Annotated in this window: 26 protein-coding genes; 21 read left to right on the top strand and 5 right to left on the bottom strand. The window is 38.0% G+C overall.

The features are described from left to right. The first annotated feature begins 179 nt into the window (after positions 1-179). The 13 genes from HMPREF1514_RS05045 (at position 180) to HMPREF1514_RS04985 (ending at position 14,726) form a co-directional block, all read left to right on the top strand. Positions 180-1,787 carry a ribonuclease Y gene (locus tag HMPREF1514_RS05045; protein WP_037597728.1) on the top strand — a complete coding sequence of 536 codons (1,608 nt, stop codon included), beginning with the start codon at positions 180-182 and terminating at the stop codon, positions 1,785-1,787. A 160-nt stretch (positions 1,788-1,947) separates the two neighbouring features. Then, complete coding sequence (gene gmk / locus HMPREF1514_RS05040; RefSeq protein WP_003070249.1) at positions 1,948-2,574, top strand: guanylate kinase; 627 nt, start codon at positions 1,948-1,950, stop codon at positions 2,572-2,574. 25 nt (positions 2,575-2,599) lie between these two features. Next, complete coding sequence (gene rpoZ / locus HMPREF1514_RS05035) at positions 2,600-2,914, top strand: DNA-directed RNA polymerase subunit omega (RefSeq protein ID WP_003070247.1); 315 nt, start codon at positions 2,600-2,602, stop codon at positions 2,912-2,914. Positions 2,915-2,972: 58 nt separating this feature from the next. Continuing rightward, positions 2,973-5,354, top strand: coding sequence for a primosomal protein N' (locus tag HMPREF1514_RS05030; protein WP_037597860.1), 2,382 nt, complete (start codon positions 2,973-2,975; stop codon positions 5,352-5,354). Between the two features lie 73 nt (positions 5,355-5,427). Then, the gene (gene fmt, locus HMPREF1514_RS05025) at positions 5,428-6,363 is read left to right on the top strand and encodes a methionyl-tRNA formyltransferase (protein WP_037597727.1); all 936 of its coding nucleotides are present in this window, start codon (positions 5,428-5,430) and stop codon (positions 6,361-6,363) included. Beyond that, on the top strand, positions 6,353-7,666 hold the full coding sequence (gene rsmB / locus HMPREF1514_RS05020; protein WP_003070239.1) for a 16S rRNA (cytosine(967)-C(5))-methyltransferase RsmB: 1,314 nt from the start codon (positions 6,353-6,355) through the stop codon (positions 7,664-7,666). The genes fmt and rsmB overlap by 11 nt, the downstream gene beginning before the upstream one ends. Positions 7,667-7,684: 18 nt before the next feature. Next, entirely contained in the window at positions 7,685-8,425 is a 741-nt protein-coding gene (locus HMPREF1514_RS05015) for a Stp1/IreP family PP2C-type Ser/Thr phosphatase (RefSeq protein WP_003028411.1), read from the top strand. Next, positions 8,422-10,305, top strand: a complete 1,884-nt coding sequence (gene pknB / locus HMPREF1514_RS05010) for a Stk1 family PASTA domain-containing Ser/Thr kinase (RefSeq protein WP_037597725.1) — start codon at positions 8,422-8,424, stop codon at positions 10,303-10,305. Before HMPREF1514_RS05015 ends, pknB begins: the two co-directional genes overlap by 4 nt. 255 nt (positions 10,306-10,560) lie before the next feature. Continuing rightward, on the top strand, positions 10,561-11,259 hold the full coding sequence (liaF, locus tag HMPREF1514_RS05005; RefSeq protein WP_037597724.1) for a cell wall-active antibiotics response protein LiaF: 699 nt from the start codon (positions 10,561-10,563) through the stop codon (positions 11,257-11,259). After that, a complete protein-coding gene (locus HMPREF1514_RS05000) occupies positions 11,256-12,251 on the top strand; it encodes a sensor histidine kinase (protein ID WP_037597722.1) in 996 nt (331 codons plus the stop codon). Before liaF ends, HMPREF1514_RS05000 begins: the two co-directional genes overlap by 4 nt. Position 12,252: 1 nt before the next feature. Further along, positions 12,253-12,885, top strand: coding sequence for a response regulator transcription factor (locus tag HMPREF1514_RS04995; RefSeq protein ID WP_037597721.1), 633 nt, complete (start codon positions 12,253-12,255; stop codon positions 12,883-12,885). A gap of 46 nt (positions 12,886-12,931) precedes the next feature. Continuing rightward, positions 12,932-14,332, top strand: coding sequence for a bifunctional Cof-type HAD-IIB family hydrolase/peptidylprolyl isomerase (locus HMPREF1514_RS04990; RefSeq protein WP_037597719.1), 1,401 nt, complete (start codon positions 12,932-12,934; stop codon positions 14,330-14,332). Position 14,333: 1 nt separating this feature from the next. After that, a complete protein-coding gene (locus tag HMPREF1514_RS04985; protein ID WP_037597718.1) occupies positions 14,334-14,726 on the top strand; it encodes a S1 RNA-binding domain-containing protein in 393 nt (130 codons plus the stop codon). Between the two features lie 119 nt (positions 14,727-14,845). Here HMPREF1514_RS04985 and HMPREF1514_RS04980 read toward each other — a convergent pair whose 3' ends face one another. From HMPREF1514_RS04980 to HMPREF1514_RS04965, 4 genes are all read right to left on the bottom strand, one after another. Continuing rightward, positions 14,846-15,163 carry a DUF960 domain-containing protein gene (locus HMPREF1514_RS04980; RefSeq protein WP_006269734.1) on the bottom strand — a complete coding sequence of 106 codons (318 nt, stop codon included), beginning with the start codon at positions 15,161-15,163 and terminating at the stop codon, positions 14,846-14,848. Between the two features lie 119 nt (positions 15,164-15,282). Further along, entirely contained in the window at positions 15,283-15,816 is a 534-nt protein-coding gene (ntdP, locus tag HMPREF1514_RS04975; protein WP_003070217.1) for a nucleoside tri-diphosphate phosphatase, read from the bottom strand. 86 nt (positions 15,817-15,902) lie between these two features. Next, complete coding sequence (gene recX, locus HMPREF1514_RS04970) at positions 15,903-16,679, bottom strand: recombination regulator RecX (RefSeq protein WP_037597717.1); 777 nt, start codon at positions 16,677-16,679, stop codon at positions 15,903-15,905. Positions 16,680-16,742: 63 nt separating this feature from the next. Beyond that, on the bottom strand, positions 16,743-17,519 hold the full coding sequence (locus HMPREF1514_RS04965) for an aminoglycoside 3'-phosphotransferase (RefSeq protein WP_037597716.1): 777 nt from the start codon (positions 17,517-17,519) through the stop codon (positions 16,743-16,745). A gap of 56 nt (positions 17,520-17,575) precedes the next feature. Between HMPREF1514_RS04965 and rlmD the strand changes: the two genes are divergently transcribed. After that, the gene (rlmD, locus tag HMPREF1514_RS04960; protein ID WP_037597714.1) at positions 17,576-18,940 is read left to right on the top strand and encodes a 23S rRNA (uracil(1939)-C(5))-methyltransferase RlmD; all 1,365 of its coding nucleotides are present in this window, start codon (positions 17,576-17,578) and stop codon (positions 18,938-18,940) included. 845 nt (positions 18,941-19,785) lie between these two features. On the opposite strand, the gene HMPREF1514_RS04955 is transcribed toward rlmD, so the two are convergent. Next, entirely contained in the window at positions 19,786-20,718 is a 933-nt protein-coding gene (locus tag HMPREF1514_RS04955) for a nitronate monooxygenase (RefSeq protein ID WP_037597710.1), read from the bottom strand. A 334-nt stretch (positions 20,719-21,052) separates the two neighbouring features. Between HMPREF1514_RS04955 and HMPREF1514_RS04950 the strand changes: the two genes are divergently transcribed. The 7 genes from HMPREF1514_RS04950 to HMPREF1514_RS04920 all read left to right on the top strand — a co-directional run bounded on the left by HMPREF1514_RS04950 (position 21,053) and on the right by HMPREF1514_RS04920 (position 26,895). Continuing rightward, positions 21,053-21,286, top strand: coding sequence for a DUF1858 domain-containing protein (locus tag HMPREF1514_RS04950; RefSeq protein ID WP_003070208.1), 234 nt, complete (start codon positions 21,053-21,055; stop codon positions 21,284-21,286). Continuing rightward, the gene (locus tag HMPREF1514_RS04945; protein WP_037597708.1) at positions 21,286-22,647 is read left to right on the top strand and encodes a DUF438 domain-containing protein; all 1,362 of its coding nucleotides are present in this window, start codon (positions 21,286-21,288) and stop codon (positions 22,645-22,647) included. Before HMPREF1514_RS04950 ends, HMPREF1514_RS04945 begins: the two co-directional genes overlap by 1 nt. A gap of 12 nt (positions 22,648-22,659) precedes the next feature. Next, positions 22,660-22,914, top strand: a complete 255-nt coding sequence (locus HMPREF1514_RS04940; RefSeq protein WP_006267273.1) for a DUF1912 family protein — start codon at positions 22,660-22,662, stop codon at positions 22,912-22,914. A gap of 385 nt (positions 22,915-23,299) precedes the next feature. Further along, positions 23,300-23,863: a GNAT family N-acetyltransferase gene (locus HMPREF1514_RS04935; RefSeq protein ID WP_037597707.1), complete on the top strand. Its 564-nt coding sequence runs from the start codon at positions 23,300-23,302 to the stop codon at positions 23,861-23,863. Between the two features lie 119 nt (positions 23,864-23,982). Next, a complete protein-coding gene (locus HMPREF1514_RS04930; RefSeq protein ID WP_232216479.1) occupies positions 23,983-24,894 on the top strand; it encodes a hypothetical protein in 912 nt (303 codons plus the stop codon). Between the two features lie 108 nt (positions 24,895-25,002). Beyond that, a complete protein-coding gene (locus HMPREF1514_RS04925; protein ID WP_037597704.1) occupies positions 25,003-25,203 on the top strand; it encodes a hypothetical protein in 201 nt (66 codons plus the stop codon). 57 nt (positions 25,204-25,260) lie between these two features. Further along, a complete protein-coding gene (locus HMPREF1514_RS04920) occupies positions 25,261-26,895 on the top strand; it encodes an AIPR family protein (protein WP_037597701.1) in 1,635 nt (544 codons plus the stop codon). Positions 26,896-26,898 lie beyond the last annotated feature (3 nt).

The following is a 26,898-nucleotide window of genomic DNA, read 5'->3' as shown; positions in this document are numbered from 1 at the left end:
TATTTTACCTTAATAAAGAAAAATTTATTTTTTTAAGAAACCTTGGCTGAGAGAAGGGAGAATAAAATAATATGTGAAAATGTTCACTTTCGATAATAATTTAGTTTGTGAAAAATGGATTTTTATGATAAAATAATTAAGAATTTTACAATTCAATATCAATAATTTGAGGTAAAAACATGGAAATGATTTTTGCAGGTGTTTTTGCCGTCGTCATTGGTTTAGTCATTGGGTATGTAAGTATCTCAGCTCGCATGAAATCAGCGAAAGAAGCTGCGGAACTTACTCTTTTAAATGCTGAACAAGAAGCAACTAATTTACGTGGACAAGCTGAGCGTGAAGCGGATTTGTTATTAAAAGAAGTCAAGCGCGAAAGTAAATCCCTTAAAAAAGAAGCACTGTTAGAGGCAAAAGAAGAAGCCAGAAAATATCGAGAAGAAGTTGAGGCAGAATTTAAATCTGATCGTCAAGAATTGAAGCAACTTGAAAGTCGTTTGACAGAACGTGCGACAAGTCTTGATCGTAAAGATGACAATTTGACCAACAAAGAAAGAACACTCGATCAGAAAGAACAAAGTATTTCTGACAGAACAAAAAACCTTGAGGCGCGTGAAAACAAACTGACAGAGTTGGAGCAAAACAAAGAAGCAGAATTAGAACGTGTTGCCGCACTCTCACAAACAGAAGCCCGAGATATTATTCTCACTCAGACTGAAGATAAGTTATCGAAGGAAATTGCAACACGGATTCGTGAAGCAGAGCAAGATGTCAAAGAACGTTCTGATAAAATAGCGAAGGATATTTTAGTCCAAGCCATGCAACGAATTGCAGGTGACTACGTTGCTGAGCAAACCAATTCAACTGTTCATCTGCCAGATGATACGATGAAGGGGCGGATTATTGGACGTGAAGGTCGGAATATTCGGACCTTTGAAAGTTTGACGGGTATTGATGTCATTATTGATGATACGCCAGAAGTGGTGACCTTATCTGGATTCGATCCAATTCGTCGTGAGATTGCTCGTATGACAATGGAAGGACTATTGAAAGATGGTCGCATCCATCCAGCTCGTATTGAAGAATTGGTAGAGAAGAATCGTCTGGAAATTGATCATAAGATTCGTGAGTATGGTGAAGCAGCGGCTTATGAAATCGGTGCACCAAATTTGCATCCCGATTTAATGAAGATTATGGGACGCTTGCAGTTCCGTACATCCTACGGTCAAAATGTACTGCGCCATTCTGTTGAAGTCGCGAAATTATCTGGTGTCATTGCAAGTGAACTTGGTGAAAATGCTGCCTTAGCTCGCCGTGCTGGTTTCCTTCACGACATTGGAAAAGCTATTGACCGTGAAGTGGAAGGTAGCCACGTGGAAATTGGAACAGAATTGGCTCGTAAGTATAAGGAACATCCAATTGTGGTTAACACGATTGCCAGTCACCATGGTGATGTAGAGGCAGAAAGTGTCATTGCTGTTATCGTAGCTGCAGCAGACGCTCTCAGTGCAGCTCGACCAGGCGCACGCAGTGAATCTCTGGAAAGCTATATCAAACGTCTCCAAGATTTGGAAGAAATTGCCAATAGCTTTGAAGGCGTGAAAAATAGTTTTGCCTTACAAGCAGGTCGTGAAATCCGAATTATGGTTAATCCTGGTCAAATCAAGGATGATAAGGTCACGATTCTCGCTCATGATGTGCGTGAAAAGATTGAAAACAATCTGGAATATCCAGGTAATATCAAAGTTACCGTTATTCGTGAACTGCGCGCTGTGGATTACGCAAAATAGACACTGCTTAAAATGAGTTGCGCATCTATGATATATAACTCTCTGTAAGCAAATGTGCCTGTATTGATTTTCAAAAACAGGTACATATCTATGAGAAAAAGCAGTTGAAAAAATACTGCTTTTTTGTTACACTAGTTAGAAAGATAATGAAGGAGATATGATGGCGGATCGTGGCTTGTTAATCGTTTTTTCTGGTCCCTCAGGTGTGGGAAAAGGAACGGTTCGACGTGAGATTTTTGAAAGCTCGGACAATCAGTTTCGATACTCTGTATCCATGACAACTCGTGCTCAGCGTCCCGGTGAAGTGGACGGGGTGGATTATTTTTTCCGTACGCGAGAAGAATTTGAGGAGTTGATTCGACAAGGTCAGATGTTGGAATATGCAGAGTATGTCGGTAATTACTATGGAACTCCTTTGAATTATGTGAATGAAACCTTAGATAAAGGAATTGATGTTTTCCTTGAGATTGAAGTTCAAGGGGCACTTCAAGTGAAGAAAAAAGTTCCAGATGCTGTTTTTATCTTTTTGACGCCACCTGATTTGGCAGAATTACAAGATCGTTTGGTGGGGCGCGGAACAGATAGTGCTGAGGTAATTGCTAGACGCATTGCTAAGGCAAGAGAAGAGATTGCTCTCATGCGCGAATATGACTATGCGATTGTCAATGATGAAGTTCCCTTAGCAGCAGAGCGCGTCAAACGTGTGATTGAAGCTGAACATTTTCGAGTGGAGCGTGTTATCGGTCACTATCAAGATATGCTATCAGAACAACTTTCAGTTAGATAAGAATTTAGAAATTAGGTAAAGAATTATGATGTTAAAACCTTCAATTGACACCTTACTTGATAAGGTACCTTCAAAATATTCCTTGGTGATTCTTGAAGCAAAACGTGCTCATGAATTGGAAGAGGGTGCTACTCCAACCCAAGAGTTTAAGTCTGTCAAATCAACACTTCGTGCTTTGGAAGAAATCGAATCTGGCAATGTTGGGATTCACCCAGATCCTGAAGGCAAGCGAGAAGCTGTTCGTCGTCGCCTTGAAGAAGAGCGACTTCGTAAAGAAGAAGAAGAGCGTAAAATTAAAGAACAAATTGCCAAGGAAAAAGAAGAGGGTGAAAAAATTTAAGGTTGGGTCAGCTCAATCTTATTTTTTCTTTTACTGAGAAATGCGAGGTGGTGAGAAAGTGCAGATTGCAAAAGTCATTGTGGATGTTCCTCTAATGCAGACAGATAAACCTTATAGTTATGTGGTGCCGAAAGAATTTTCTACTATGCTAGAAATTGGCATGCGTGTGCATGTGCCTTTTGGGAAAGCCAATCGCTTGATTCAAGGGATTGTCGTAGCGCTAGAAGAAGAAACGACGACAGAATTGAAAGAAATCGTGGAAGTATTGGACTTTACGCCAGTTTTAAATGAGGAGCAGCTGTGGCTGGCAGAAGAATTGAGAAAATCTGTTTTTTCTTACAAAATTTCAATTTTAAAAGCTATGTTGCCGAGGTTTCTAAACTCCAGTTATGATAAAATTCTCCATGCTCAACCCTCTTTGAATGAAGAAGATCGACTGCTCATTTTTGGCAATGTAGATCAGCAGCATTTCTCATCACTTGATAAAGAACTGCAAGCTAAGGTCATGCGTTTGGCACGGCAAGGAGCGATTCAGGTAGAATACCAAGCGATAGACCAAAAACATATCAAAACAGAAAAATGGTATCAGGTTAATCACGAGATTTTAGGTCAATTGGTCATTCCTAATCGGGCGAAAAAAAAGCAAGCCTTGCGAGACATTTTGCAAGTTCAGACTGGAATGCACCGTTTAGCAGATTTGAAAGAAACATTTTCACGGGAAATTATTCACTATTTTATAGAGCAAGCAGCTTTGCAAATCGTTGAAAAAGAGGTGAGTCGTTCTGAGGCTTATTTTGAAAATATTTCAGCGACTTCTGCATTGGTGTTAAATGAAGAGCAGGAAGCTGCGGTTCAAGCTATCACGCAGCAGATCGGGCATGACGGCAAGCCATTTCTACTAGAAGGAGTAACAGGGAGTGGCAAAACGGAAGTGTATTTGCAGGTTATTCAAGAAGCACTCAGCCGTGGTAAAACAGCTATTATGTTAGTTCCTGAAATCTCTTTGACACCGCAAGTTACTAATCGCTTTATTTCTCGGTTTGGTAAAAAAGTTGCTATTCTTCATTCGGGACTTTCTAATGGTGAGAAATATGATGAATGGCGCAAGGTTGAGCGAGGAGAAGCACAAGTTGTTGTTGGTGCTCGTTCTGCTATTTTTGCTCCATTAAAAAACATTGGCGCTATTATCATTGATGAGGAACATGAGGCGAGCTACAAACAAGACTCTAATCCGCGCTATCATGCACGAGATGTTGCCTTGCTACGTGCAAAGTACAATCAAGCCGTTCTGGTATTAGGGTCGGCGACGCCGAGTTTAGAAAGCAGAGCGCGGGCTAGCAAAGGTGTTTATCATTTTTTGCAACTGACCAAGCGAGCAAATCCGCATGCTCAGATTCCTAAAGTAGAAATTGTGGATTTTCGTGATTATATTGGGCAAAACGAAGCTAGTGATTTTACTCCGGTTCTTTTAGAAGCAATTAAAGACCGGTTAGAAAAAAAAGAGCAAGTTGTTTTGATGCTGAACCGACGGGGCTATTCTAGTTTTGTCATGTGTAGAGAATGTGGGACGGTTGACACTTGTCCAAATTGTGACATTTCACTGACCTTGCACATGGATACCAAAAGTATGAATTGTCACTATTGTGGATTTTCAAAAGGTATTCCTCATAGTTGCCCGAATTGTTCCAGTCGGAGTATTCGTTACTATGGGACAGGAACCCAAAAAGCCTATGATGAATTAGTAGAAGCCTTTCCGCAAGCTCGAATTTTGAGAATGGATGTTGATACTACTCGGAAAAAGGGCAGTCACGAACAAATTCTCAAAGAGTTTGGGGGAGGAGAAGCAAATATTTTACTGGGAACCCAAATGATTGCAAAAGGACTAGATTTTCCAAATGTCACTCTCGTAGGAGTGCTCAATGCAGACACGGCTCTGAATTTACCTGATTTCCGCTCATCTGAGCGAACTTTTCAACTTTTGACTCAGGTTTCCGGGCGTGCAGGACGAGCTGAAAAAGCAGGTCAGGTGATTATTCAAAGTTACAATCCGAATCATTATGCGATTGCATTTGCGAAAAATCAGGATTATGAAGGCTTTTATGCTTATGAAATGCGTGTTAGAAGGCAGTTGGCTTATCCACCTTATTATTTTACGGTGGGTATTACCTTGTCTCATAAAATAGAAGAAGCGGTGATTCAAAAGTCATACGAAGTGCTGAATATACTACGTTCTGGTTTGTCAGATAAAGTTCAGATATTAGGTCCAACTCCCAAGCCGATTGCTCGCACGCATAATCTTTATCATTATCAGTTGATGATTAAATACCGTTTTGAAGATCATTTGCCAGATGTTTTAAATCAGATTTTGGATTGGACGCAACAAAAGGACAATAAAGATTTACGTTTGAGCATAGATCATGAGCCACAAAGCTTTATGTAGGGATATTTTTAGCTTTTTTTGAGGAAAAGCGTGACTTCTTCTGATATAATAGTAAAAAGAATATGAGGAAACCATGACAAAAATTATTTTTATGGGAACGCCGGATTTTTCTGCAACAGTGCTCAAAGGATTATTGGAAAGCAAGCAGTACGAAATTTTGGCAGTTGTAACCCAGCCAGATCGTGCAGTAGGACGCAAAAAAGAAATCCGTATGACACCAGTCAAGCAGGTGGCTGTAGACCATCATTTAGCCATTTATCAGCCAGAAAAGTTGTCTCGAAGTGAGGAACTGGAGAAAATAATGGCGCTTAGTGCAGACGGGATTGTCACAGCAGCTTTCGGTCAATTTTTGCCGAGTCGACTACTGGATTCGGTCAGTTTTGCTGTCAATGTGCATGCATCGTTGTTGCCTAAATATCGTGGAGGGGCACCCATTCACTACGCCATTATCAATGGTGATAAAGAAGCTGGTGTGACCATCATGGAAATGGTCAAAGAGATGGATGCGGGTGATATGATTGCGCGTCGAGCGATTCCTATCAAGGAAACAGATAACGTTGGTACGATGTTTGACAAGCTAGCACTTGTAGGGCGTGATTTACTGCTTGAGAGCTTGCCTAGTTATATAGCTGGGGATTTAAAACCAGTTCCGCAAGACAAAAATCAAGTTACTTTTTCGCCAAATATCTCACCAGAAGAAGAGCGCATTGACTGGACTAAGACAAATCACCAAATTTTTAACCAAATTCGAGGAATGAATCCTTGGCCAGTGGCACATACGCTTTTAAATGGAGAACGTTTTAAAATTTACGAAGCTACTCCAGTAGAGGGCTCAGGACAAGCTGGAGAAATTCTTGTTATTGGAAAAAAAGAATTGATTATAGCAGCTGGTGAGGGTGCAATCTCTCTTAAAGTCGTACAGCCAGCAGGAAAGCCTAAAATGGCTGTCGTTGATTTTCTGAACGGTTTGGGGCGACAATTATCGGTAGGTGATTTCTTTGGTCGATAAGAAAAAGACAGCGCGTCAAACAGCTTTTGCTGTTTTAGAAAAGGTCTTTTCAGAAGGAGCTTATTCAAATATTGCCTTGAATCAAGCCTTGCTAGAGGCGTCGTTAAGTTCTGTTGATAAAAGGCTTGTAACAGAAATTGTATACGGAACAGTTGCGCGCAAAATGACCTTAGAATGGTATTTGTCTCATGTTGTTGAAGACCGTGAAAAGCTGGATTCTTGGCTTTATATTCTCTTGTTGATGAGCTTGTATCAATTACAGTATCTTGATAAAATTCCGACGCATGCAGTTGTTAATGAAGCGGTAGAACTGTCAAAGGCACGAAAAAAGGGAAGCGAAAAGTTCGTCAATGCAGTGTTGCGAAGACTATTGCGGGATGGTGTGGCAGATATAGCCAGTATTAAGCGTAAAAATAAACGGTACTCTATTCAGTATTCTCTGCCGGTTTGGTTAGTGAAAGTCATTATCGAAGAGTATGGTGAAAAACGAGCTTTAGCCATTTTTGAGAGCTTATTTCTTCGGAATAAAGCTAGCGTTCGAGTGGCGGACTTAAGTCGCAAAGAAGAATTAAAACAATTGTTGCAGGCAGAAGATTCACTATTAGCTCCGAGTGCGTTGGTGAAAAATCATGGTCATTTTGCAGGGCATGCCTTGTTTGAAGAAGGAGTAATAACCATTCAAGACGAGTCTAGCCAATTGGTTGCGCCAACACTTGATTTACAAGGTGACGAGAAAGTGTTAGATGCATGCAGTGCACCGGGGGGCAAAACCATGCACATTGCTTCTTACTTAACGACAGGGCAGGTTACGGCATTAGATCTCTATGATCATAAGCTGACTTTAATAGAAGAAAATGCACAACGTTTAGGTTTAGCAGATAGGGTCATTACCAAAAAACTGGATGCCAGAAGGGTTTTTGAGACTTTTGGAGTGGATGCCTTTGATAAAATTTTAGTCGATGCACCATGTTCAGGAATTGGTCTGATCCGGCGGAAGCCAGATATTAAATACAATAAAAAAAATGCAGATTTTATCTCGTTGCAAAAAATTCAGCTAGAGATATTGGATAGTGTTTGTCAAAGCTTGCGAAAAGGTGGTATAATAACTTACAGTACCTGTACGATTGTTTCGCAAGAAAATTTTCAAGTGGTTGAGCAGTTTTTGGCAGCTCATCCAAATTTTGAACAGGTAAAACTAGAACATAATAGACAGGATATTCTAAAAGACGGTTGTATCTTAATTACACCGGAATTATATGGAAGTGACGGATTTTTCATCAGTCAATTTAAACGAATATCTTAACAGGAGGAAACTGACAGTATGGAAATTTCATTATTAACAGATGTTGGTCAGAAACGTACAAACAATCAAGATTATGCCAATCAATTTGTTAATCGTGCTGGTATGACAATGATTCTTTTGGCAGATGGCATGGGCGGACATCGGGCAGGCAATATTGCTAGCGAGATGGCTGTCACAGACCTTGGTGCTGCTTGGGTGGACACTCAAATTGATTCTATTAATGGTGTCCGTGAATGGTTTGCAGAGTACCTTGAAACAGAAAATCAAAAGGTTCACCAATTTGGTCAAGATGAAGAGTATAAAGGAATGGGGACGACGCTTGAAGCGTTAGCTGTTATTGGCAATCAAGCCATTTATGCTCATGTAGGGGATTCTCGTATCGGTCTAATTCGTGGTGAAAGTTATAAACAGTTGACGAGCGACCATTCCTTGGTAAATGAATTGCTTAAAGCAGGACAAATTACGCCTGAAGAGGCAGAACGTCACCCACAACGAAACATTATCACACAATCAATCGGTCAAAGAAGTGAAGTGCAACCGGATGTCGGCATGATTAGTCTAGAGGACGATGATTACATTGTTTTAAATAGTGATGGTTTGTCTAATATGATTTCAGAAAGTGAAATTTATGATATTGTGACAAGCGACATCACTCTTTCAGAGAAAGCAGAAACCTTGATTCGTTTTGCGAATAACGCAGGTGGTTTGGACAATATTACAGTTGCCCTGATTCATTATCATAAGGAGGATGCAGAATGATTCAAGTCGGCAAGATATTTGCCGGGCGATATAGAATCATCAAACAAATTGGGCGAGGTGGCATGGCAGATGTTTACTTGGCCAAAGATTTGATTTTAGACGGGGAAGAAGTCGCGGTGAAAGTTCTAAGAACGAATTACCAGACGGATCCGATTGCTGTGGCGCGCTTTCAAAGAGAGGCGCGAGCGATGGCAGACTTGGATCATCCTCATATTGTCCGGATTACCGATATTGGAGAAGAAGAAGGTCAGCAATATCTAGCAATGGAGTATGTGGCTGGGCTTGACTTAAAACGCTATATTAAAGAGCATGCTCCTTTATCTAATGAAGAAGCGGTTCGGATTATGGGACAAATCCTTTTGGCGATGCGTTTGGCGCATACGCATGGAATTGTTCATCGTGATTTGAAGCCACAAAATGTCCTTTTAACTCCAGATGGCGATGCAAAAGTAACGGACTTTGGAATTGCAGTAGCTTTTGCAGAAACGAGTTTAACCCAGACAAATTCAATGCTGGGATCTGTGCATTATCTATCACCAGAACAAGCGCGTGGTTCAAAAGCGACCGTTCAAAGCGATATTTATGCTATGGGGATCATTTTCTATGAAATGTTGACAGGACATATCCCTTATGATGGGGATAGTGCTGTCACAATTGCTTTGCAACATTTCCAAAAGCCTCTTCCTTCTGTGATTGCTGAAAATCCAAATGTGCCACAGCCTCTAGAAAATGTGGTCATCAAGGCAACGGCTAAAAAATTAACAGATCGTTATCAATCTGTTGCAGAAATGTATGTGGATTTATCAAGCTGCTTATCCGCAGATCGCCGAAATGAGAAAAAGTTGGTTTTTGATGATACTGCCAAAGCAGATACCAAGACGCTTCCTAAAGTGTCACAAAATACCTTAATTTCTGCAAGCAAACCAACTACTCCTACGCCTATAAAAGAAACAGTCAGTAGTAATTCTCAACCCACAACCAAGCCAAAAACAAAGAAAAAGCGTCGTTTAAGAACGCGTTATAAGGTTCTGTTGTCGGCAGTAGTTTTAGTGATTGCTGCTCTGGTGGCATTAGTCTATCTGAGTCCGTCAAATGTAAAAATTCCAGACGTTACTGGAAAAACTGTTGCACAGGCTCGTTCTGCAATTGAAACAGCAGGTTTGAAAGTTGGTAAGGAAAAAGATGAATATAGCGACTCTGTCAAAAAGGATTCTGTTATTCGCACCAATCCAGAAGCGGGAACACAGCGTCGCGACGGAAGCACGGTGGATCTGATTGTTTCCAAAGGTACAAAAACCTTTATTATGGAAGATTATAAAGGTCAGAAAAGAGCGGATGCTATCAACAATCTAGTCCAAAAATACAAGGTTTCAAAAGGTTTAATTAAAACAGAAGAAGTTGAAAGTAGTGAGTATGCGGCTGGAACAGTCGTTGGTCAAACGCCAGCAGCAGGTAGTACATATGATTTGACTTCAAAAGTTCGTATTACTTTGAAAGTAGCCAAGTCCGTTTCAAGTGTTGTCATGCCAAGTTATATCGGTTCAACCTATGAATTTGCCTATAACAATTTAACGCAAGTGCTTGGCATTCAAGGTGCTAATATTGAAAAACGAACGGTTCCAACAGCTCCGGCGGGAACACAAGCAAATACGATTATTAAACAAACGCCAGAAGCAAATCAGTCCTTGGATTTGAAGAGCGACCGCATTGTCCTATATGTATATGAGCCGAAAACCGAAAGTTCGTCTACATCTGAAAGTAGTTTGCAATCTGAAAGTAGTTCAGAAAAAAATAGTCCATCGTCTAGTAACTCATCAACTAGTGGTAATGATGGTTCAAGTTCAAAAACGCCAGACACAAGTGCTAGTGCAAGCAATTAAACAAGTGAGAGGATAAAGTCGTAGTTTTTAACCGATTTTCCCTCACTTTTTTTGCGCTCGTTTTACAGCATTGATAAGCGTTGTTTCTGATTAATCAAGTTTATCTAGTATATTGTAAATAAACATGTTAATTTCTAGGACTACATACTAGAACCTGAAAATATTTAGTTCCATTTCATTGCTTTATTTTCATACCTTAGTCGGAGGAATTTTTAAAAGTTTTTGATACAATAGAAGCAGAAAGGTATCGAGATTATGCGAAAGATCCAATTTTTCATTTTTGTTGAATCTATTCTATTAACATTTGCATTAGTGACGATTTTGTCTGGTCACTTTTCACGTGTTATTCTTTTTTTGGTGCTTTTCTTGTTGCTGCTCTATTATTATTTTGGTAAACAAAGAGGAAATTTTCTGCTAGTAACTTCTACCATATTGCTTTTTTTCATTATTATGCTCAATCCTTATGTCATTGCTGCCTTGCTCTTTGCGGTCATTTATGGCATGATTGTAGCTTATCCCTATATTTATAAAGAAAATGAAGCGACAACTCTGATCTTTGATGATGCAATGGAGCAAAAACGAGAGAATAATCAATGGTTAGGAAATCTTCATCATTTTGCTTCGTCTGATACCTGTCAATTTGACGATATCAACCTTTTCCGTCTCATGGGCAAGGACACGATTCATTTGGAGCAAGTGATTGTTACAAACCATGATAATGTGATTGTTTTGCGAAAATTTTTCGGGAATACAAAAATTATTGTGCCAGTTGATGTGGCAGTCAGCTTGAAAGTGAATAATCTATACGGTGAATTGAAGTTTTTAGACCAACCTATCTATGAATTGCGAAATGAAAGTTTCAGTCTAACGACGCCAGACTTTAAACAAGCACATAAAAGTGTCAAAATTATCCTATCAACATTTGTAGGGAATATTGAGGTGGTTCGTAAATGAAAAAAGTCTACTATCTCTTGATTAGTTTTTATTCCTTACTCATTTTAGGGATTATTATTCATTATATTTTTGCTCTATTTGATTTTGACTGGCAATTGGTTTTTAGTAATGTAGAGCGACTGGAAAAATTCAGTTTCTTTGTGATTGTGCTCACTGTATCTCTAACGATGCTGATGATTTTAGGAATCAAAGTGATTCAAACGGTAACATTGTCGACCATTCAGTCGAATTTGAAAAATATTTTGGAAGGTCGAGCATTACAAGAAGTACAGCAACCGGAAATTGATGCTTCCTTTCGGCAGGTATCAGAGAAAGTAAATCATTTAACAGAAAATCTACAAAAGTCAGAGAACCGTGCCTTACAAAATGAAGAGACGATTATTGAGAAAGAGCGCAAGCGAATTGCGCGTGACCTGCATGATACGGTCAGTCAAGAACTTTTTGCTGCCAATATGATTTTATCAGGTGTGACAGGGCAAGTGGAGAACTTAGATACGGACACCTTATCGAAACAATTGATGGGCGTATCAGGAATTTTAAATACTGCTCAGAGGGATTTGCGTATTTTGCTTCTACATTTGAGACCGACAGAGTTGGAAGGGAAAAGTTTGGTTGAAGGGTTAAACCTTATTTTAAAGGAGTTATCAGACAAGAGTGATATTGAAGTGAGTTTTCATCATGATGTTCAACAATTACCGAAACAGATTGAGGAGCATATTTTTCGAATTGCTCAGGAAATTATCAGTAATACGCTCCGTCACGCCAATGCGAATCATTTAGATGTATATCTGTATCAAACTCAGAATGAATTGCAGTTGAAGATGACAGATGATGGAATTGGTTTTGAGCACACTTCGTCTGATGAGTTGAGTTATGGTCTGAAAAATATGGAAGAAAGAGTAAATGATATGGCGGGAACGATGCAGATTTTAACAGCTCCGAAGCAGGGAGTAGCGATTGATATTCGTGTACCATTATTGAAAGGAGCTTGAGATGCAGATTTTATTAGTAGATGATCATGAGATGGTACGACTTGGCTTGAAAAGTTATTTGGATGTACAAGATGATGTTGATGTAGTGGCAGAAGCTTCAAACGGTCGTGAAGGAGTTGAAAAAGCTTTAGCATTACGACCAGATGTTATTATGATGGATATTGTTATGCCTGAAATGAGTGGAATTGAAGCAACTCTGGCTATTTTAAAAGAATGGCCTGAAGCTAAGATTCTCATTCTGACTTCTTATTTGGATAATGAAAAAATTTACCCAGTTTTAGATGCAGGAGCTAAAGGATACATGCTTAAAACATCCAGTGCTGACGATATCTTACGAGCAGTTCGAAAGGTAGCCAAGGGTGAACTTGCTATTGAAACAGAGGTCAGTCAGAAAGTGGAATACCATCGAAATCATATTGAATTACATGAAGAGCTAACAGCGCGTGAGCGCGATATTTTAAGTCTATTAGCAAAAGGGTATGAAAATCAACGCATAGCAGATGAGTTGTTTATTTCGTTGAAGACTGTTAAAACACATGTATCTAATATCTTATCAAAATTAGAAGTAAGTGATCGGACACAAGCTGTTGTCTATGCCTTCCAGCATCACCTCGTCCCACAGGATGATATTTAGTGGTATAATAGAAAAATAAATAAATTGCTATTGTTAGAGGGAGATTATGGACGCAAAATTAAAATACAAATCCAAGAAGATCAAAATCGTCTTTTTTGATATTGATGATACCTTGCGAGTAAAAGCAACTGGCTACATTCCAGAATCGATCAAAACGGTTTTTAAACAATTAAAAGAAAAAGGAATTTTGACGGGAATTGCTTCAGGGAGAGGAATTTTTGGTGTGGTGCCGGAGTTGAAAGCGTTGCAGCCTGATTTTTTTGTCACCTTGAATGGGTCCTATATTGAAGATAAAGCAGGAAAGGTTATTGCGCAAACCCCGATTGATCGAAATTTAGTAGAAACTTATATCGCTTGGACGAAGGAAGTTGGGATTGACTTTGGCCTCGTTGGTAGTCATGAGGCAGCGCTTTCGACGCGAACACCGCTTATTGATGAAGCCATTGATATTGTTTATCCTAATTTACCTATTCAGCCGGATTTGTATCAAGATCACAACGTTTATCAAATGTGGACATTTGAAGATATTGGAGATAGCTTGCAATTGCCCAAAGAGTTAGAAGAACATCTACGATTGGTTCGCTGGCATCCGCATTCATCAGATGTAGTTCTAACAAATGGTTCAAAAGCATCTGGAGTTGCGACAGTTGTGGAGCATCTAGGGTTGAAGCCTGAGAATGTGATGGTTTTTGGAGATGAACTCAATGATTTAGAGTTGTTTGATTATGCAGGTATCAGTATTGCTATGGGCATTTCACATAAAAAAATAAAAGCCAAGGCTGACTTTGTGACAAAAAAAGTAGAAGAAGATGGCATTTTTTATGCTTTGGAGGAATTAGGAATGATAGAAAAAGAATTACATTTTCCACAAGTAACGATGGAAACAGCAGAAGGACCGAAAGCGACTATTAAAACCAACCACGGTGATTTGAAATTTCAATTATTTCCAGAACAGGCACCGAAGACAGTGGCTAATTTTATTGCTTTATCAAAAGATGGCTACTATGATGGAATCATTTTTCACCGGATTATCAAGGACTTCATGATTCAAGGTGGTGATCCAACTGGTACGGGTATGGGTGGCGAATCTATTTATGGAGAAAAGTTTGAAGATGAATTTTCTCCGGAACTGTACAATATCCGTGGTGCACTTTCGATGGCCAATGCTGGTCCGAACACAAATGGCAGCCAATTTTTTATTGTGCAAAACAGCAAGATTCCTTATGCACAAAAGGAATTGGAACGTGGTGGTTGGCCGACACCAATTGCTGAAATCTATGTAAGCAATGGTGGAACGCCGCATTTGGACCGCCGCCATACTGTATTTGGTCAATTATTAGATAAATCTTCTTATCAGGTATTGGATAAGATTGCAGCTGTTGAAACCGGTGCGATGGATAAACCACTTGAAGATGTCGTGATTGAAACCATTGAAATTGAGGATTAAAATGAGAATTGGTGAAAAACTAAAAGGAAGAATTACAGGAATTCAGCCTTACGGTGCATTTGTGGAATTGGAAACAGGAACAATAGGCTTGATTCATATTTCAGAGATTCGGACAGGTTACATCGAAAATATCCATGATATTCTGCACGTGAATGATCCGGTCTTGGTGCAGGTGATGGACTATGATGAATTTTCAGGTAAGGCTAGTTTGTCGATGAGAACATTGGAAGAGGAAAAGCATCATTTACCTAAACGCCATCGTTTTTCAAATGACCGTTACAAGATTGGTTTTGCACCACTTGCTAAAAGTTTACCAACTTGGACCAAGGAAGCAATGAATTTTCTGAATCAGAATCAGTCAAAAGAAGAAACTGACGGAGAAACGGAAAAATAAACACATAAAAGAATCCTACTAAAAATAACAAAATCCCTCAATAATTTATTGAGGGATTTTACTTATTCTCAGATATTTTTAAGCAGCCATCAATCTTGTATGCTTCAGATTTTGTGCTATCATATCAAAGTATATTCATCTGGCAACATAATGGTTTCTTTACCGTTATTGTCAGTTACAAAGATTTCTCGTGGAAAAAATGGGTCGAAAGTGTCATTAAAATCAAAGGTAAGAATGGTTGCTAGACTATCTTGTGAAAATCGGAAAGTTGTTTTTCCTTTGTTGTTGATGAGTTCAAACTGAAGCAGTTCGTCTAGCTCAAACACACCCTTTAGAAAATTATCAATAATATACCAGAAAGAATCAATGATATTATCTGGTAAACTTGTTACAACGCCAAAGCTAGCATAGCGTCCACGTGTATTTGTAAAAGCCATTGTCTCTTCCTTTCTGTACTTATTCATCAAAGGATTTTCTATATGATACATAAAATAACCTTGAATTGCAAGAAATTGTTCTTTGAAAATCAAAAAGGACCAGTGGTCCTTTGGAAACTTTAGCGACTCTTTAGCTCTACATAACGTTTGTACCAAATATTAACATAGGCTTGCGAAAAAGGTCCGCGCTTATTGTTAATCCAGTCTACTAAGATTTTGACATTCTCTTTGAGGATATAATCTAAATCATTAGAGTAGTTCATCTGCCGTTTGTGACGCTCGTATTCATCGACATCAAGTAATCGCTTTTCACCATTGGTAAAGACTTTGACGTCTAAATCGTAGTCTATGTATTTTAATGCTTCTGCATCAAGATAATACGGACTGGCTAGATTGCAATAGTAAGAAACCCCATTTTCGCGAATCATAGCGATAATATTGAACCAATATTTTTTGTGAAAATAGATAATAGCTGGCTCACGTGTCACCCAACGTCGACCATCACTTTCTGTGACCAAGGTGTGGTCATTGACACCAATAATGGCATTTTCTGTTGTTTTTAGTACCATGGTGTCGCGCCAAGTGCGGTGCAGACTTCCATTATGCTTATAACTTTGAATTGTAATAAAGTCGCCTTCTTTTGGAAGCTTCATCTTCTACCAACTTTCTACAATTAATCAGGTTATCGCTCTTATTGTAACATATTTTCATGAAAAAACATAAATAAACCTTACATTTTTTATAGATATTCTCTGAGAGCGCTAGCAATATCAGAAAAATCATAACCTTTGCGCGCAAGAGTTTGAGTAAGACGTTGTTTTAGCTCATATCCATTGTATTTTTTAGAATACTTGCGGTATTGCTTGTCTAATTCTTTGTACAGTAATTTCTGCTGAGTTTCCTCATCTTCTTTGATATCTAAGGTTTGATAAGCTGCCTTAGCTTCGGTATAGGAAAAGCCTTTGTTCATCATGGATTGAAGAATTTTATCCTGCAGGGACTTACTTGGTAGTTTGCTTTGATAGTTGCGGAGTAGTTTTGCAGCAACTTTTTGACTTACTTCTGTAAAATCAAATTTGCATAATTCTTCATCAATAATAGGAGCTGTGATACCTTTTTGAGCCAATTTTTGCTTGAGGACAAAAGCACCTTTATCACCAGATAGAAGATTGGAATGAATAAAGGAATAAGCATATTGTCTGTCATCTATCCAGTTATCTTTTATGAGAATCGTTAGGACTTTCTCGATAGTATCTAAGGAAATCTCGTGTTTTGTCAAATAATCCCGCACTTCTTTGACAGTTCTTTGCTTGAAAGAAAGATAATATAGAGCTAGATTTTTTCCGTAAGAAAACTGTGCGTAGTCCTGAATTTCTTTTAATTCTTGCTCACTAATGTTCATGCCTTTTGATAACATAAAGTGAACGATAGTATCTTCAGTGATGTAAAGTTTGTCAGTTTCGTCCAATTCTAAAAGATAGAGACGCTTTTTCTTTTCAATTTTAGTGATTTTCATAATCATTCTTTCGATAACTTGTGTGAAATTTGGAGCTAATGGATGGGATAGTAAGTGTGACTATTAGCCAAATGCTTCAAAAGCTGCGATAAGTCGTAATTTCTCGGAGTTGATATTTTCTCGACCATAGTAGTCCAAAAATAGGTCGCCATATTTTGGATTGCCTAGATTATAATTCAGTGACCAGATAGCCCAGTAAAGGTCAATGTGGCGATTACTAAAGCCAGATAGCCCAACATCAATGAAGCATGAAAAATGACTGGCATCATTGAAGATAAAATTTGGAAGACAGGCATCGCCATGGATAAAGACTTCTTCAGTCAGCAAGTACCCTAGCTTTTGAATGAGGTGATAAGCCTCTTCTCGGCTGCGAATCTGAAATTGTGGCAGGAGAGCTTTTTCATAGAAAAGCCCTTTTTGATAATTCTCTTCTGCTAGCTGAATATAGTTCTTTAGAAGTGAGTTTGTGGGAAAGTGGACTGGTTGGAGGTTATGGAGCTGTCTTAGCGCTGTTGCCATGGTTTGGCAGAGGACTTCTGGTTGGTCTAGCACTTCCAATCCTGATATGCCGGATGCTTCTTTAGTGAGCAAGTAGTCCCTGTCTTGGCTGATGTATGTCAAGACAGGAACACCGAGCCCTTGTTTGTCAAACCATTTAGTACATTGTGCCTCTCGTGCTAGCTTTCCTTTTTGGTCTATTTTAAGATAGTAGCCTGTGTCTAGATAAAGCACGGTTGCGCCTGAGTGGGAAGAACTGTCATACAAAGTGGCTTTCTCTGTATATATTCGTAATTCTTCTGGGAATTGAGAAATTGTGAGAGTTACTTTTTCTTTTTTCATACTGATTATTGTATCATATTCTCAACATTATCGTGTTAGCGTGGTATAATAGAAACATGAATCTGAAAGTAAAACAAAAAATCCCTTTAAAAATCAAGAAAATGGGAATTAACGGGGAAGGGATTGGATTTTATAAAAAGACCTTAGTTTTTGTACCAGGTGCTTTAAAGGGTGAGGATATTTTTTGTCAAGTTACGACGGTTAAGCGCAATTTTGTCGAAGCAAAGCTCTTGACGATTAATAAGCATTCTAAGTATCGAGTAGAGCCGCCTTGTGAGATTTATGAAAAATGTGGGGGCTGCCAGATTATGCACTTGCATTATGACAAACAGTTAGAATTTAAGACAGATTTATTGCGGCAGGCTTTGAAAAAATTTGCGCCAGCTGGTTATGAAAACTATGAGATTCGTCCAACGATTGGCATGCAAGATCCTCAATACTATCGCGCTAAGCTTCAATTTCAGACACGGAAATCAGGAGATGAAGTCAAAGCAGGGCTTTATGCGCAGAATTCCCATTATCTGATTTCTTTGAAAAACTGTCTGGTTCAGGATAAGGTAACGCAGAAAATCATCAATAAAGTGGCTCTCCTTTTGGGGAAGTACAATCTTCCTATCTACGATGAGCGTAAGAGAGCAGGTGTTCGGACGGTTATGATTCGCAGGGCTCGGAAAACGGGACAGGTGCAGATGATCTTTGTCACGGGAAAGAAGTTGGACTTCTCTCCAGTTATTCGAGATTTAACAGCAGAATTTCCAGAATTAGAAACAGTGGCGGTCAATTACCATACGACAAAATCAAGTGAAATTTATGGAGATAAGACGGAAATTATCTGGGGAAAAGAGACAATTCAAGAAGGTGTTTTGGATTACGAGTTTTCCTTATCGCCTAGGGCTTTTTACCAGCTCAATCCAGAGCAGACAGAAGTGCTTTACAGTGAAGCAGTCAAGGCGCTTGATGTGACATCTGAAGAGCATTTGATTGATGCTTATTGTGGCGTGGGAACGATTGGCTTTGCCTTTGCTAAAAGAGTCAAGTCTCTGCGAGGTATGGACATTATTCCGGAAGCCATTGAAGATGCTAAGCGAAATGCTGCTCGCCTAGGCTTTAACAATACTCATTATGAGACTGGGACTGCTGAAAGCATTATTCCTCGTTGGTATAAGGAAGGCTATCGGGCGGATGCTTTGATTGTCGATCCACCACGAACTGGCTTGGATAAAAAGCTGCTTGAGACGATTGTCCGTTATGCACCTAAGAAAATGATTTATGTCTCTTGTAATGTCTCTAGTCTAGCCAGAGATTTGGTGCAATTAAGCAAGATCTATGATGTCCATTATATCCAATCGGTGGATATGTTTCCGCACACAGCTAGGACCGAGGCTGTAGTGAAATTGGTGAAGCAGGAAGAAAACAGCTGAGGTCAAAATAAATTTGACTTGTGTTCAATTAAAGATGATGTCTTGAGAAAAAAATTAGTTTTAATAGAGTGGGAAAATGACAATGAATCAGAAATGAAGCCCAAAGATTTCCAAATTGTCTATCTGACAAAGAAGCGTCTATTACAACATTAGGGACATTATGGAAATAAAAATAGATGGAGAAAAGTCCTATCCTGAATATAGCGAACGAGCAAATTCTTAGTGAAAATGCTCGTTTTATTTTATTCGTGTTTTTAAATGGATGTATTTGAATTAAATTTTGTGATTTTTGCTGTTTAGTTTGCAAAATATGTCTATAAATTGGGAGAAATAAAATCAAAGGTTGCCTTAAAATGTGGAAGTATTAACTTATAATAAAAAGACAAGTTGTCAATCAATTTATTAAACATTATTCATCTTAAAATCTTTTAGACAATTCTCTATTTGAATATACATGAGCATATTTTCATAAATTTTGCACAAATTCCGAGAGTCAATAAGATATCCTAGGATTTCTTCAGTATTTAATATATCTTCTCTTGCATTTACTAGTATTGTGAATTTTAATTTCTTCAATAAAGAAAATATTGCTAGTGTTGCATTTTAAAAAATGGAAATATTATAATAAAGGGAATTATATACCTGTTTACACAACTACAAAGTATAGTTGTCAAATTTACAAAAATCTTATTTTAAGATACTATATATTGTGATTAGGGTAAAGTGCTATATAGTTCCCATAATAAATTCAGATAATTATTGTGGTAAATACTAAAATGTTAAACCGCACCTCAAAGTTTAGATTTTTCTCTAACTTTTGGGGTGCGGATTATTTTCATAAACATTTACAGCCTAATCTCTGTATTTTCTAACACTTTTTGAGCATCGGCTACGATGGTTTCAATGATGTCTTTGCATGGTCGGATTTCGTTTATCATGCCAGCGATTTGACCGCACATCATGGAGCCATGTTTGGTATCTCCTTGATAGACAGCTTTTGAGAGGGCACCGATTGTGATTTCTTCTAGTTCTTCACGATTGGTCCCTTTGTTTTCAAGTTCTATGTAGTGATCGGTCATTTCGTTTCGAATACAGCGAACAGGTGCACCAGTAATGCGCCCAGTTACAGCTGTGGCTGTGTCATTGGCGTGGATGACAGCTTCTTTATAGCTTTCGGCAATGGGGCATTCTTCTGAGGCGAGGAATACAGTTCCAAGTTGTGCGCCTTGTGCACCTAAAACAAAAGCAGCAGCAAGTCCACGCCCATCCGCAATTCCACCTGCTCCAATCACGGGAATGTCAACAGCGTCAACAATTTGTGGCAACAGAGCCATCGTATTTGTTTCGCCGATATGACCGCCCGCTTCTGCTCCTTCTGCGATAACGGCATCAACACCTAATTCTTGCATTTTTTTAGCATGCTTCACGCTTGCAATAACTGGGATAACTTTGATACCGGCTTCTTTTAAAAAGGGTAGAATGAATTTTGGAGTACCTGCACCAGTTGTGACAACAGGGGCTTTCTCTTCAATGATGACTCTGACAATTTCTTCGATATTTTTCATCATTAGCATCACATTAACGGCAAAGGGCTTGTCTGTTAGCTTGCGTAATTCACGAATTTCTTTACGCAGTTGTTCACCAGTCATGCCACCTGAAGCGATAATTCCCAAACCGCCTGCCTCTGAAACAGCGGCAGCTAACTGATAGTGAGAAATTTGAGCCATAGCACCTTGAACAATTGGATATTTGATGTTCAGTAAATTTGTAATAGACATAAAATCTCCTTAATCTGTTTTTTTCTATTATTATATCACGGGTAGAAAAGCGTTTTCAACTCTAGTATTTATTAAAATTTCTTTTGTTTGTGATACAATTCACTCTGAGCACCTGATTTATCAATTTCATTGATTGTGAAAAAGAGTAGAATGGTTATATTATAACAATAACTTATAGCCTATTAAAAATAGTTATAGGTTATTTCAATGAAGAAAAGCAATTTATAAAGCAGAATTTGGCATCCCTAAAAGAGAATAATACTTGATTTCATTTTACTGAGAAGTCGACACTTTTTTATGTTATAATGATAGAAAAATGAGGATGAGGTGAGGAATGGACAATATCATTGATGTATCAATTCCTGTTGCAGAGGTGATTGACAAACATCCAGAGGTGCTGGAAATTTTAGTGGAGCTTGGGTTTAAACCTTTGGCAAATTCTCTCATGCGTAATACAGTTGGGCGGAAAGTTTCGCTGAAGCAGGGGTCTAAGCTGGAAGGCACACCGATGGAGAAAATTGTTAGGACCTTAAAAGCAAATGGCTATGAAGTGATAGGACTAGACTAATGGCAGATGAACGAATTGAGGTTTTGAAGAATATTTTGCTTGATTTGCACCATGGAGCAAAGGCAGAAGCAGTTCAAGAAGAATTTAATAAACATTTTACCGGTGTTTCCGCTATTGAAATCAGCTTGATGGAACATGAGCTGATGAATTCTGACACGGGTGTAACCTTTGAGGATGTGATGTCTCTTTGCAATGTCCATGCGAATCTGTTTAAGGGAGCTGTTAGAGACGTTGAAGTTGCAGATACGGATCATCCAGGTCATCCTGTGCAGATTTTCAAGCAGGAAAATTTGGCTTTGCGAGCGGCTCTGATGCGAGTAGGTAGACTGCTGGATACTTATGCAAATTCTGATGAGAAAATGCAGGAAGAAATTCGCAAGGGCTTGAAACGACAGTTGAGCTTGGTGGAACAATTTGAGCGCCACTACAAGCGCAAAGAAGAACTCATGTTTCCAATCATGGAGAGCTATGGACATGATTCACCACCTAAGGTCATGTGGGGTGTGGACGACCAAATCCGTGAATTATTTAAAGAAGTGAAAACAGCGGCAGAGCAGTTGCCTGCCTTAGACATTGAAGAGGTCGCAGAAAAGTTTCGATTATTTGCAACTGAGTTTGAAGCCATGATTTTTAAGGAAGAATCAATTTTACTCATGATTCTGTTGGAATCTTTTACACAGGATGATTGGTTGAAAATTGCGGAAGAAAGTGATGTTTATGGTTATGCAATCATTCAGCCAGCAGAGAAGTGGATTCCGCATCGTCATTCATTCTCGGAGAAAGAAACAGACAATTCTACTAAGGTGACGAGCGAGGTGCTAGCCCGTTCAGAGCAAACTAATGATGGCAAGTTTCAGCAAGTTATTGACACACCTGATGGGCAGGTCACCATTTCTTTTGAGCCAAAAAAGAAAAAGGTAGAAAACAACTTTGATCGGCAGAACCAACAGCCGTTTGGACATGGCTATTTGTCAGTGGAGCAAGCAAATCTGATCCTGAATCATTTGCCAATGGAGATTACCTTTGTCAATAAGGAAGATATTTTCCAGTATTATAATGACAGTGTGCCAGCTGATGAGATGATTTTCAAACGGACGCCGGGTCAAGTGGGGCGCAATGTCGAGCTGTGCCACCCGCCTAAGTTTTTGGAGAAAGTTCGCTTTATTTTTAAGGAATTGCGTGAAGGCAAGCGAGACAAGTTTGTTATGTGGTTCAAGTCGGAATCGCGGGGAAAATTTGTCCATGTGACTTATGCCGCAGTACATGATGAAGCGGGAGAATTTCAGGGGGTGTTGGAATATGTGCAGGATATTCAACCTTTCCGTGAGATAGATGGTGATGTTTATCGTGGTTTGGATTAGAAAGAAGGAACAATGACGTACGAACAGGAATTTTTAAAGGACTTTGAAGCTTGGGTTGAAACTCAAGTTAAGATTAACCAGATGGCGCTCAAGGAAAGTCAAGCTGTCTATGAAGCTGATAAAGATGAGCGAGCAAAGGATGCTGCGATTCGTTATGAAAGCCGGTTAGATGCTTATGAGTTTCTTTTAGGAAAATTTGCTAATTATCGAGCAGGAAAAGGATTTCATGATTTGCCAGACGGGCTTTTTGGTGAGAGAAGTTATTGATTTTCCGTAGGAAACATGATAGAATAAGGTCATTAGAGGTGTTTTGAGTCCCATTTGTCACAGAAAGCGGTGCTGCTGAGAAATCCGCACAAATGTCAAAACTGGTTGCTGATGACCGAAAATGAAATAATAGTGTCTTTTTGTTTACTTTTAGAACGAGGCAGCGAGCTGCAAGTTGCTCAAAGCATTGCTTTGAGGTTGCAGATAAGGCTGACAAAGTCAGTAAAAGGCGTACGCTCAAGCGAGCTAACGACGTCCTAAAAGAGCAACAAGAAGACTAGAGTTGCGGGCATGGCCCGAAATTGGGTGGTACCGCGGATAATTGCATCCGTCCCTGTCATGTAGATGACGGGGTGTTTTTTATTTAAGAGAGCGAGGGAAAAAGATGGAAAAGTTTGATTTACCAGAACGATTAGAAACGGAGCGTCTTGTCTTACGAGTCCGTACAGTAGCGGATGCCGAGGATATCTTTAACTATGCCAGTCGTCCAGAGGTTTCTTATCCAGCAGGTTTTCCACCCGTCAAGATCTTGGAAGATGAGATTTACTACTTAGAGCATATTCTCCCTGAACGCAATCAAAAGGATAACCTCCCAGCTGGCTACGGGATTGTTGTCAAAGGGACGGATAAGATTATCGGGTCTGTTGATTTCAACCATCGACACGAAGACGATGTGCTTGAGATTGGTTATACCTTGCATCCAGACTACTGGGGACGAGGCTATGTGCCAGAAGCGGCGCGTGCCTTGATTGAACTTGCTTTTACCATTTTGAACCTTCACAAAGTCGAAATTAGTTGCTATGACTATAACAAACAAAGCCAGCGTGTAGCAGAAAAGCTTGGTTTTACCCTAGAAGCTCGCATTCGTGATCGCAAAGATGCTCAAGGTAATCGCTGTGATGGTCTGATATATGGGCTGCTGAAGAGGGAGTGGGAAGAAAGAAGATGAACTAGTGCAACAGTTACACAAATTGGAGTCTCTTAACTTGTAAAAAAATTTTACAAGTTGAACAGTTCGAAAAAATTGAACAGTTGGGGCAATGCTTATCAAAGTAACGAAAGGAAACTATGGCAACAGAACAAAATGAAATAATTTCACGGAAGGGCGATTCACTTTCACCAGTAAGAAAACGTGCTTTTAATGTTGCATTGTATAATCGACAAAAAGAAAACTTATTAGCGAAAAAAATTAAAACGCAATTATCCAATACTACTCATTTTTTTGAGGAGTTACAGAAAAAGTCGAGATACGAATTGGACTTAACCCAGTTTGCAGAAAAACTAGCTTCGGGAGAAGTTCAGTTTATGAGAAAAAATCGAACAGGGGAATCTTTAGCGACCTTAGTAGATTCTGTCACTAATAAAACCTATGCTCAGGTGCCAATCAAATCTGTACCGGTCGAACTTGGAGCAAGCATAGCCACAGCTGGACTAGCCCAGAAATTGGAAGAACTTTCTGCAAAGCTTGATTTGCTAGAAAATAAAATAAACCAAGTCAATAGGAATTTTGATTTAAACAGATATGCTGAAGTATTGTCTGCAAAAGAAAAATATGAGACAGCTCTCCTTATTCAAGACTTTGATACAAGAAAACAGTTACTCAGGGAGGTCTATTCTCAAGCAACCAATGCTAAAAATTTGTTGCTACAACAGATTTATGATTCCAAGTATAAAATTGAAGAGCGAAATAAAGATGAAAGAAATAAAAATAAGTTACAAAAATTGACTTCTAGAAGTAAGACTAAAGAAGATAATGAATTAGCAGAAACAACTTTAATGAATTTACAGTATTTAAAAGATGCATTCAGTTTCCAGATTGGTAGTTTGACTGAATTGCAGGAATATGAGGCGTTAAATTATTGTTTACTTGATTTTGAAAATATTATTTTAGATGATTTCTCTAGCAATGATGCTCTCTTATTGGACGAGTTTACTTCAAATTCAAAAAATCCTTTTAAATTTTTTTTAGTGAAGTATTAGAATCAACAAAGTCACTAACAGAATTTATTGCCAATAATGATGATCTTTTGGAAGTTCATTTTATTCCTGAACAACTTATAATATCTCAGAATGAGGAGGAAATTGATAGTGAAAACTAATATTTGCAAAAAATGTGGCAAAGAAATAAGTGATAGCAAAGAAATGTGCCATGACTGCCAGAATAAAAGGAATGATAAACAAAGAAAAATTGGCGGAGGAATTTTAGGATTAGCATTTCTAACAATTCTTGGAGTTATTAAATATTTTTCCGGTTCGCATAATGATGAATCCAATAATAAAGAACTCTGAGTAGTTAATTAGTAACTGAACTTATTTTTTATATATTAGAAAGAATTGAGGAATAAAATGGGGACATTGAATGATTTTAAATTAATAAATAATATTTCAAGAAAGTATTTTGAACAACTACAATTGGATATAGATATATCTGATATTGAAAAGTCAAGATTAGGTTTTTATATGTTTATCTTATCTTGCGTAACAGATATTACAGATGTTGAGGATCTAAAAGGACTTGTGATAGATACTGACTTTCAAAGAAAAATATATAAAAGAACAAATAATGATTTAGGAATTGATGCAGTCTATATTGATGAAACAAATTATGAAATTAATCTGTTTAATTTTAAGTATCGAGAAAAGTATAATATAGATAAGACACAGTCTTTGAATACAGTTAGTGATAGTTCAAAATTTTTAAATACTATCTTAAGTGGTAATCTAGACGGCTTGGATGAACTTACCAAAGAAACTGTAGAATCAATCATTGAAAAATATAATTCCAACGATATTTGGACTACACGGTTGTATCTAATTTCTAATGAAAACCAGAGGTTGAATTTAAATATTAATGAGGTTCAATCATTTATTGATACTTATGACGTAAAAGTTATTCCAATTAGCTTAGATGATATTGTTGACTTTATTTCAGAAAAACCAGATGATAGGAAAGCGGAGTTTGTTGTTGACTCTGATTCGGTTATGATATTTAAGGAGGATCCAATGTCTTCCTCACAATCATATTTAGTCAAATTGTCGCTCATTACTTTAATTCGACTAACATGCAAGAATGAACAGTTGAGAAATGATTATTCAATTGAAGATTACAACAGTTTAAAAAATCAAAATCTTGATGTTGCATTGCTATATGATAATGTAAGAGGGTATCTAGGAAATACGAAGTTTAATAAAAATATTCTCAATTCATTAGATGAAGAACCAGACAGATTCTTTATGTATAATAACGGAATTACCATTACAGCAAATAAAGTTCAAGCGAACAAAATTAATGGAAATAAAAAACTAAGATGTACTTTGGATGGATTTCAAATTGTGAATGGAGGACAAACATTACGCACAATTTATAAATATAAGGAAAATAAATTCGATGAGGAAAAACTATCAAATGCTGAGATATTAGTCAGAATTTTTCAAACAGAAAATAATTCTGTTTTGACTAATAATATTGCAGAGTTTACAAATAGTCAAAATGCAATTTCTGCTGTGGATTTAAAATCAATTAGCAATATTCAGATAAAAATTGAAGAATATTTTAAAGAAAATGGTATTTCTTACATAAGGAAAACTGATAAAAGTAGCGATGTTTTATCAGAGTCAATAACTATGGAAGTAATGGCACAGCTTATCTATTCTAAATTGGGTTATCCTGAACTTGTGACGAATCAAAAAGCTGCTTTATTCAATAGATATTATGATGACATTTTTAATGATAATTTAGATTTTGATGATTTAATTTCACTATATAGGACTTATAAAGATATTGAAACAAATTATAGTGATTCAACAAAACAAATGCGTTTTTATATTGTATGGATGATGTTAAATAAGGGAATTGATATGGAAACTTCAATTGCAAAATTAAAGGAAGCATTATCAACATACAAGAAGGATGAAAATTTATCGAATGCTCGTAAAATAATTCAAAAACCTTTTAAATTACATCTTGAACAAATATTATGAGGA

The sequence above is a fragment of the Streptococcus sp. AS20 genome, from assembly GCF_000524255.1.
Taxonomy (GTDB): Bacteria; Bacillota; Bacilli; order Lactobacillales; family Streptococcaceae; genus Streptococcus; species Streptococcus constellatus.
Note: the sequence above shows the minus strand (reverse complement) of the source record. Positions and strands in the feature narration are given on the sequence as shown.

What these genes read in the sequence shown, in the direction of transcription:
- HMPREF1514_RS05045 (WP_037597728.1), top strand. Translation starts at nt 180, where the DNA reads ATGGAAATGATTTTTGCAGGTGTTTTTGCCGTCGTCATTGGTTTAGTC.
- gmk (WP_003070249.1), top strand. Translation starts at nt 1,948, where the DNA reads ATGGCGGATCGTGGCTTGTTAATCGTTTTTTCTGGTCCCTCAGGTGTG.
- rpoZ (WP_003070247.1), top strand. Translation starts at nt 2,600, where the DNA reads ATGATGTTAAAACCTTCAATTGACACCTTACTTGATAAGGTACCTTCA.
- fmt (WP_037597727.1), top strand. Translation starts at nt 5,428, where the DNA reads ATGACAAAAATTATTTTTATGGGAACGCCGGATTTTTCTGCAACAGTG.
- HMPREF1514_RS05015 (WP_003028411.1), top strand. Translation starts at nt 7,685, where the DNA reads ATGGAAATTTCATTATTAACAGATGTTGGTCAGAAACGTACAAACAAT.
- pknB (WP_037597725.1), top strand. Translation starts at nt 8,422, where the DNA reads ATGATTCAAGTCGGCAAGATATTTGCCGGGCGATATAGAATCATCAAA.
- liaF (WP_037597724.1), top strand. Translation starts at nt 10,561, where the DNA reads ATGCGAAAGATCCAATTTTTCATTTTTGTTGAATCTATTCTATTAACA.
- HMPREF1514_RS05000 (WP_037597722.1), top strand. Translation starts at nt 11,256, where the DNA reads ATGAAAAAAGTCTACTATCTCTTGATTAGTTTTTATTCCTTACTCATT.
- HMPREF1514_RS04995 (WP_037597721.1), top strand. Translation starts at nt 12,253, where the DNA reads ATGCAGATTTTATTAGTAGATGATCATGAGATGGTACGACTTGGCTTG.
- HMPREF1514_RS04990 (WP_037597719.1), top strand. Translation starts at nt 12,932, where the DNA reads ATGGACGCAAAATTAAAATACAAATCCAAGAAGATCAAAATCGTCTTT.
- HMPREF1514_RS04985 (WP_037597718.1), top strand. Translation starts at nt 14,334, where the DNA reads ATGAGAATTGGTGAAAAACTAAAAGGAAGAATTACAGGAATTCAGCCT.
- HMPREF1514_RS04980 (WP_006269734.1), bottom strand. Translation starts at nt 15,163, where the DNA reads ATGGCTTTTACAAATACACGTGGACGCTATGCTAGCTTTGGCGTTGTA.
- ntdP (WP_003070217.1), bottom strand. Translation starts at nt 15,816, where the DNA reads ATGAAGCTTCCAAAAGAAGGCGACTTTATTACAATTCAAAGTTATAAG.
- recX (WP_037597717.1), bottom strand. Translation starts at nt 16,679, where the DNA reads ATGAAAATCACTAAAATTGAAAAGAAAAAGCGTCTCTATCTTTTAGAA.
- HMPREF1514_RS04965 (WP_037597716.1), bottom strand. Translation starts at nt 17,519, where the DNA reads ATGAAAAAAGAAAAAGTAACTCTCACAATTTCTCAATTCCCAGAAGAA.
- rlmD (WP_037597714.1), top strand. Translation starts at nt 17,576, where the DNA reads ATGAATCTGAAAGTAAAACAAAAAATCCCTTTAAAAATCAAGAAAATG.
- HMPREF1514_RS04955 (WP_037597710.1), bottom strand. Translation starts at nt 20,718, where the DNA reads ATGTCTATTACAAATTTACTGAACATCAAATATCCAATTGTTCAAGGT.
- HMPREF1514_RS04950 (WP_003070208.1), top strand. Translation starts at nt 21,053, where the DNA reads ATGGACAATATCATTGATGTATCAATTCCTGTTGCAGAGGTGATTGAC.
- HMPREF1514_RS04945 (WP_037597708.1), top strand. Translation starts at nt 21,286, where the DNA reads ATGGCAGATGAACGAATTGAGGTTTTGAAGAATATTTTGCTTGATTTG.
- HMPREF1514_RS04940 (WP_006267273.1), top strand. Translation starts at nt 22,660, where the DNA reads ATGACGTACGAACAGGAATTTTTAAAGGACTTTGAAGCTTGGGTTGAA.
- HMPREF1514_RS04935 (WP_037597707.1), top strand. Translation starts at nt 23,300, where the DNA reads ATGGAAAAGTTTGATTTACCAGAACGATTAGAAACGGAGCGTCTTGTC.
- HMPREF1514_RS04930 (WP_232216479.1), top strand. Translation starts at nt 23,983, where the DNA reads ATGGCAACAGAACAAAATGAAATAATTTCACGGAAGGGCGATTCACTT.
- HMPREF1514_RS04920 (WP_037597701.1), top strand. Translation starts at nt 25,261, where the DNA reads ATGGGGACATTGAATGATTTTAAATTAATAAATAATATTTCAAGAAAG.